General features: G+C 39.6%; 5 protein-coding genes, 1 pseudogene and 1 riboswitch. Of the genes and pseudogenes, 2 read left to right on the top strand and 4 right to left on the bottom strand.

What is annotated here, in order from left to right:
* Positions 1-242 (bottom strand): annotated as a pseudogene (locus tag V5N63_RS00785) (GtrA family protein); the annotation flags it as partial.
* 221 nt (positions 243-463) lie between these two features.
* On the opposite strand from V5N63_RS00785, the gene V5N63_RS00790 reads away from it, so the two are divergent.
* Together V5N63_RS00790 and V5N63_RS00795 are read left to right on the top strand one after the other, a co-directional pair.
* Positions 464-715 carry a hypothetical protein gene (locus V5N63_RS00790; RefSeq protein WP_332032139.1) on the top strand — a complete coding sequence of 84 codons (252 nt, stop codon included), beginning with the start codon at positions 464-466 and terminating at the stop codon, positions 713-715.
* Between the two features lie 74 nt (positions 716-789).
* Entirely contained in the window at positions 790-2,211 is a 1,422-nt protein-coding gene (locus V5N63_RS00795) for a CCA tRNA nucleotidyltransferase (RefSeq protein WP_332032141.1), read from the top strand.
* A gap of 48 nt (positions 2,212-2,259) precedes the next feature.
* Here V5N63_RS00795 and V5N63_RS00800 read toward each other — a convergent pair whose 3' ends face one another.
* From V5N63_RS00800 to ppk1, 3 genes are all read right to left on the bottom strand, one after another.
* The gene (locus V5N63_RS00800) at positions 2,260-3,306 is read right to left on the bottom strand and encodes a hypothetical protein (RefSeq protein WP_332032143.1); all 1,047 of its coding nucleotides are present in this window, start codon (positions 3,304-3,306) and stop codon (positions 2,260-2,262) included.
* 15 nt (positions 3,307-3,321) lie between these two features.
* Positions 3,322-5,145, bottom strand: a complete 1,824-nt coding sequence (locus V5N63_RS00805) for a TonB-dependent receptor plug domain-containing protein (RefSeq protein ID WP_332032145.1) — start codon at positions 5,143-5,145, stop codon at positions 3,322-3,324.
* A gap of 27 nt (positions 5,146-5,172) precedes the next feature.
* Positions 5,173-5,371: riboswitch (cobalamin riboswitch) on the bottom strand.
* Positions 5,372-5,374: 3 nt separating this feature from the next.
* Positions 5,375-7,237 (bottom strand): polyphosphate kinase 1 (gene ppk1 / locus V5N63_RS00810; RefSeq protein WP_332032147.1); only part of this gene is annotated, 1,863 nt, incomplete at its 5' end.

The raw sequence follows: 7,237 nt of genomic DNA on the forward strand, positions 1-7,237 counted from the left end.
GAGTGTTTCCCACGAACAAAAACAAACCAGATACTTAAAAAATAGTTTGTAATAATTCCACATGCAGTAGAGAAAATATTACTCAGCGGGAAATAAATTCCGTGGTAATTGTATTCATCAGCAAAGATCAAAGGAATATAAATACTGAAGATTTTAAAAGAACCAATTTCCATCACTGCGCTCAAACCACCGGCAATAATGAAAAACACAACCTGTTTCTGTTTCAGTAAAAGTTCTTTCATAAAAAAAGCGTGTCTGCAAATTTATAACTATATGTTAAACAATAAGAAATTCTTGTTAAAATATTTTTTTGTTTCAATTTTATGACTAATTTTAATTTCTGAAAAGCGACTGACAATCTGATAAATTTTTCATTTTCAAACAGTATTGGAATGTTTATTTTATCTGAATATACTTATTTGATTGATATTTTACAGTTTAAAACTAAAAAATAAACATTTCCATGAATCCTTCCAGACCCTACAGAAAATTCAATCCTCAAAAGAAAATAATAGAGGAATTAGAGCAGAAAAGCCCGCGTTTCAAAAGAATTTACTCAGAATATGAATCAATGAGCGACGAGTTATGGAATCTGGAGAATACAGACGTTTCAAATATTCCGGATGATTTTCTGGAAGCCATCAAACTCCAGACTTCTTACCTTGAAGACGAAATCGATGACTGGCTTCTCGATGAAAATAATAAGATACAATAAAATAAATCTGCAGAAATGCAGGTTTTGCTATTTTGCTATCTTTGCAAAAATTTTCCGGGTCCGGAATTCCTGCTATGCTGATTAATCTTACTCAAAATCAAAATTTCAAATTATTTAAAATCATTTCTGAAGTCGCAGAAAGTAATCACCAGACAGTTTTTATTGTCGGCGGATACGTCCGCGATCTGCTGATGAAAAGGAAAGTGCCAACAGATATCGATTTCGTTACCGAAAGTAACGGGATGGATCTGGCGAAAGCAGTAGCCCAGGCAATCAACCCAAAATTAAAAGTTTCAGTCTTCAAAAATTACGGAACGGCAATGTTCAAACATGAAGGTTTGGATCTGGAATTCGTAGGGGCACGGAAAGAAAGTTATGCCGAAGATTCCCGAAAGCCTTCCGTAGAAACCGGCACGCTGGAAGACGACCAAAAACGCCGCGATTTTACCATCAACGCGCTCGCCATTTCTCTGAATAAAGCAAACTTCGGAGAATTGATTGATCCTTTCAACGGAATTTCTGATATTGATAATAAAATCATCAGAACGCCTCTGGAGCCCAGCCAAACCTATTCTGATGATCCTTTGCGAATGATGCGCGCGATCCGGTTTGCCTCTACATTGGATTTTAAAATCGAAGAAAATTCACTTCACGCCATAAAAAAAGAAGCCGAAAGAATCAAAATCGTTTCCATGGAAAGGATTATGGTCGAATTCAATAAAATAATGCTTTCCGAAAAACCTTCTGTTGGTTTAAAACTAATGGAAGAAACCGGTATTTTGCCTTTGGTGATGCCGGAACTTACTGCCTTACGCGGCATTGAAGAAGTGGAAGGGCAGACCCATAAAGACAATTTCTGGCACACCCTGGAAGTGGTCGACAATATTTCCAAAAACACCCAAAACCTTTGGCTGCGCTGGGCCGCCCTTCTTCACGACATCGGAAAAGCGCCAACCAAAAAATTTGTGGAAGGCATTGGCTGGACTTTTTACGGACATGAATTTCTGGGGTCTAAAATGGTGAAAAGTCTTTTCCACCGGCTGAAACTGCCTTTGGGAAGCGACATGAAGTATGTGCAGAAACTCGTGAAGCTTTCGTCGCGTCCTATTTCTTTAATCGATGACGGAACTTCAGATTCGGCGCTGCGGAGACTGCTTTTTGATTCCGGTGAGGATCTGGAAGATCTTTTCACGCTGTGCAAGGCCGATATTACCACTAAAAATTCTTCAAAACAGCAGAAATTCAAGAAAAATTTTGAATATGTTGCCCAGAAAATTAAAGAAGTGGAGGAGAAAGATCAGGTCAGGAATTTTCAGCCGCCGATTTCCGGAGAGGAAATTATGGAACTTTTCAACCTGAAACCCGGAAGAGAAATCGGGATTTTGAAGGAAAAAGTAAAAGAAGCGATTCTGGAAGGCGAAATTGCCAACGATAAAGTTGAAGCCCGAAATTTCGTCATCAGAGAGGCGCAGATTTTAGGATTGAAACCTGCTTAAAAAAAAGCGGTGTCAAAGTAAAGACCTTGACACCGTTTTGAAAAAAATTTAGTTTTTGTAGAAACCATTGGTCCCAATCCCGGTAGTAAGGGTTTTGAGTAACGTTCCGGAAGTGTTATAAACTCTGGTAATACTGTTGGCTGAGAAAGAAGGATCTGGAATATATACTTTTCCGTCGATTACATTAAATCCATAAATGTTTCTGGTTTCAAAACCGAACATAGGAACTACAGTATTTCCGTTCATTGAATACAGCTGTTTCGCCGCTGTCACAAAATAGATTTTATTGTTTTCTATCGCAAGTTTTGCCGCATTCGTAATTCCGGGTAAAGCAATTTGTTCCACGGTTGCCGTTTTTGCCGCTATTTTGTAAAGGTAGGTCTGGTTGTTATCTGATGATAAAACATATACCGTGTTTTCGTCAGCAATCATGTCACGAATTGCGCCGTTGTCGGTTAGCGTGATGGTTTTATCCACCTGGTTATTTGAAGGGCTAATTCTGGTGATGGTATGTCCGGTTGGCAATTCGTTGTAGTTGCTGTCATAGGTAATTCCATCGGTTTGTACATATACAAAGCCATCGGAAGCAACTACTTTTTCGGCATAACGGTCGAAACTAATGCTTTTCACAAAGCTGTTGCCGGCGTCGTAAATATTCAGTTTCATGACATCATAAAAGTTATTATTGGTCACGTAGGTGTAATTTCCTGTGAAAGCAATGTAACGGGGTTGCTCAAGATTGGCAGAAATCGTAGCGGTTTTTTTGAAAGTATATCGGTTTACGACTTCAATTTTATTTGGAACATTCAGTACCAAAAACGCATTATCATTTTTAAAGCCGATGCTTTGGAATACATTTCCTAAGTTTTCGTTATTGTTGTTTTTGCCGTAAATATTGTCTTCCTGAGCTGAAAGATCGTTCGGCAAAAACGTTACCGATGCAGTAGGGGTTGAGAATCCTCCTTCATTTGCAATTAGAATCCCGTTTTCATAAGCGCCTTTCGGAACTTCCACGACAGGATCTTCATTTCGGCAGGAAATGTTGAACAATAACGTAAAGGCAAAAGCCGAAGCTAAAATTTTTGATAATTTCATTTTTTTTATATTTATTTAAAAGTTAATCAGTAACTGAATGCTGTAATTTCTTTTAGGCATCGGATAATATGCTGAAGTTTCATATACCTGATCCCAGAGATTGTTGATTTTAATTCCCAGCTGCTGGTTTTTCAGAACACGGAAGTTCATTCCGGTATTCATTACAAAATAGGATGGGATGGCAGATGATCTTTCTTCATCAGTGGTGGTGTAGGTGAGGTCGTTAAACATTGCCTGTGCATATAATTCGGCAGAACGGTAGCGATAACTTGCATTTCCGAAAACTTTATGTTTTGGTACGTACGTCATGAAATTCCCGGTTTCTTTATTGATCGCGTGGTTGAACACATATCCTACACTCATTTTTGCAGAATGTTCACCAAAGGTTTTCTTTAATTCAAGCTGAGATTCTAGACCAAAAGATTCTACTTCTGAAGTGTTGACCGGAACCCAGTATCCCAGGGAACCCGGAACCCATTGGATCATATTTTTTATTCGCAGATAATAGGGAGACAGGTTCAAGGAGAGATTTCTGTATTTGAAATTATTGCCGAGTTCAACCTGATGTGCAATTTCCGATTTCAAATCTGGATTTCCGCCCGGTTGCCAGTATAAATCATTAAAAGAAGGATATCTGAAGTTTTTAGATAAATTGAAAATTAATGAATACCAACGGTTTACGGCGTGGCGGCCAGATAATGAAAATAAAATGGGAGTTTCCAGATTTTCAACGATATCTTTCTTTATTCCCGCCTCGAAATAATATTTTTGGTGAGGACTCCATCGCAATAATGCGGCAAAAGCACCGGCATTTCTTACGACATCCGTAATTCCGGATTGGTAACCTTTGCCTTTATTGAGCTGATAATCGGTAATGATATTCAGGGCAAAATCGTCATTAATGGAATAGTTGAAATCGTTTTTCAGCAAAGAAACTTCGCTTGTTCCGCCGCTGCTTTTAGGCTTTTCTATCGTACTGAAATACTGAAATTCATCTTCCAGATAAGCCAGTCGTAAAATGTTCTGAATTTTTTTTGATTTAAAATTCCAGCTCAGCGTGCTTCGGAAGCTATCGGAAAGATATTTGGATCTGGAACCAAATTCTGTAGTGGGATAATGCTGTGAACCGCTAAAGTGCTGGGTCTGCCAGGCAAGGGTATTTCCCGAACCGATTTTATAAGCAACACCGAGATTGAAATTTTTATTTTGGTATTGTCCGTTGATGTTTTGATAATTTTTCTCCGGAACTTCGTAGTAATTCTTGCTTTCCGAATAATTTCCGCTAAATTTCACACTTAGGATTTCATCGCTATAAGATGATTTCAGAAAGGTGTTAACTGTCTCAAAAGAGCCATATTCCATAAAAAGAGACTGGCGGAAACCTTTGTTAAAAGTCAGTTCATTGTTTAGGTGAATTGTTCCTCCGATTGCCGCACTTCCGTAAATCACGCTTCCGCCACCAGATTTTATTTCTAACTGATCGTACCCGAGGAGATTCAGATTATTGATGTCGCCCTGACCTAAAAAAGGGGAATTCACATTAATCCCATTCCAGATGAAAGCAGTTTGCTGTGCGGTTGTTCCACGGAAAGAGGGCGAAGAAACCATTCCCCGGCCGTTTTCTTTGATATTAACGGGAGATTGAAAACGGAGAACCTCAGAAAGATTGGTGGTGTTTTTGAGTAAATCTTCTTCCTTGAGTTTTGATATTTTCTGAACTTTTCTGGAGTTATCCAATTGATTGTCAAATACAAAAACAGTATCTATGGCGTGCTCCTGTGCCAGTAAAAGCATAGGGCTGCAAAGCAGTATTGCTGAGAAAAGATATTTTTTATTCATATATCAGGCTTTTCCTCCGAAAGCGTTTTTGTTGTTAAACTTTAGGCAAGGTCTCCTGACTTTCACATTGTTTCCACCTTCCCGTTTCCAGTGGTTTTGTATTGAAACAATTCTTTTTATGTGATTTACAGTTGCGGGGACAGTTCACGGATTTCACGTGATTCCCTTTTCCAAAAGCTGAGCAAAGGTACATTTTTAATCCTGTACCTACAAGAATGAGAAAGTGGTGTTAGGATTTGGCCGATAAACTCTTGAGGTAATGATAGGTTTCCACCTGAGAGCGGATTTCTTTTGTGCCGGTTTTTACATAATCGTTGCGCAGTTTTTTATCCAGAATTCTGGCTTTTACGTTATCTCTGAGCTGAATATCGAGCATGTCTTTAATTTCTTTCTTTAAATTTTTCTGGGTGACTTTAGCCGCCGCCTCAATTCGGTAATCCAGGTTCCGCGTCATCCAGTCGGCCGAAGAAATGTAAATATCTTCGTTTCCTTTGCTGTAAAAATACATGACTCTGGCGTGTTCCAGATATTCATCCACAATGCTGATGGCCTGAATTTTTTTCTTAAACTGTTTCTGGTTCACAGCACAGTAAATCCCCCGAACAATCAGCCTGCAGATCACGCCGGCATTTGCTGCCTCGTAAATCTTCTGAATCAGGGCGCGGTCGCTCAAAGAATTCACTTTAATAATCATTTCTGCGTGGCGGTTGGCTTTGGCTTCTTCAATCTCTTTGTCGATATGCAGCATTATTTTTTCGCGCATAAACTGGGGGCAGAGCAGCAGATTTTTACAGGATTTCAGGGCGGGCAGAATGTCTTCTTTAGGTTTTCTCAATACATTGAAAACTTTGTTGATGTCGGCCATAATTCCGCGGTCCGAAGTCATCAGAAGATGGTCGCCGTATATTTTTGCCGTTTTTTCGTTGAAGTTTCCTGTGCTTACAAAGCCATACTGAACGGTTTTGTTGTGCGATCTTTTCTTGATGATGCAGAGTTTTGCGTGAACTTTTTTATTCGGAATCCCGAAGAGAACCTTTACCCCTTCCTGCTCCAGGATTTCTTTCCATTCCAGGTTGCTTTCTTCATCAAATCTGGCGCGAAGTTCCAGCATCACAGTAACTTCCTTGCCATTTCTTACTGCGTTGATGAGGGCATTCACGATTTTCGACTGACTTGCCAATCGGTAGGCGGTGATCTGTATCGATTTTACTTCGGGATCCATCGCCGATTCGCGGAGTAAATCAATGACCGGCGTATACCGGTGATACGGAAAGGTGAGCAGAACATCGGTTTTCTGAATCACATCCGTAACTCTTTGTCCGATAAACATCGCGTGGTCAAAAGAATTGCGTTCCTCTGGTTTCCGGTACATTTTAAAAACATCGGGAAAGTCCATAAAATGCCGGAAGTTATGTATTTTACCACCAGGAATTATACTGTCTTTTTTGCTTAAATGAAGTTTACGGATCAGAAATTCGAGCAGGGCTTTATCCATTTCCTTATCGAAAACAAACCGTGTAGGCTTTCCTTTTCTTCGGGATTTAATGCCTTTCTCAATTTTTTCTGCAAGCGTGGTTTTGATATCGTTATCTAAATCGAATTCCGCATCTTTGGTTACTTTAAAGCAGTGAGCCTCGAAATCGGTATACCCGAAATAGGAGAAAATATGCGGAAGGTTATAAATAATTACATCTTCCAGAAGCATTACGTTTTTCTCTGCTTTATCCTCGGACGGCAGCAGCACAAAGCGTCCCACCGCCCGGGAAGGAATTTCAATAATGGCAAATTTGCTTTCGTACTGAAATTCTTTCTTTCTCATTGCCACGCCCAGATACAGTGATTTGTCGCGGAGATAGGGCATAGGCACATTTTCATGAAGCAAAATGGGAATCACGTTACTTTCAACCATCTCATCAAAATACTCCTTTACGAAACGTTCCTGCGCCGGGGAAAGGTTTTTTGCGCTGCGGATGAAAATTTTCTGTTCCGCCATTTCAATCTGGATTTTTTTCCAGGTTTTATCGAAATTCTGTTGCTGGTGGATTACAATTTCGTTAATCTGCTGCAGGATTTTTGTTGGGGCTTGATAGAA

Source organism: Kaistella sp. (genome assembly GCF_032060305.1).
Taxonomy (GTDB): Bacteria; Bacteroidota; Bacteroidia; order Flavobacteriales; family Weeksellaceae; genus Kaistella; species Kaistella yananensis.

Excerpts from the sequence above, each read along its gene's own strand:
- V5N63_RS00795 (WP_332032141.1), top strand. The coding sequence starts at position 790 with ATGCTGATTAATCTTACTCAAAATCAAAATTTCAAATTATTTAAAATC.
- V5N63_RS00790 (WP_332032139.1), top strand. The coding sequence starts at position 464 with ATGAATCCTTCCAGACCCTACAGAAAATTCAATCCTCAAAAGAAAATA.
- V5N63_RS00800 (WP_332032143.1), bottom strand. The coding sequence starts at position 3,306 with ATGAAATTATCAAAAATTTTAGCTTCGGCTTTTGCCTTTACGTTATTG.
- V5N63_RS00805 (WP_332032145.1), bottom strand. The coding sequence starts at position 5,145 with ATGAATAAAAAATATCTTTTCTCAGCAATACTGCTTTGCAGCCCTATG.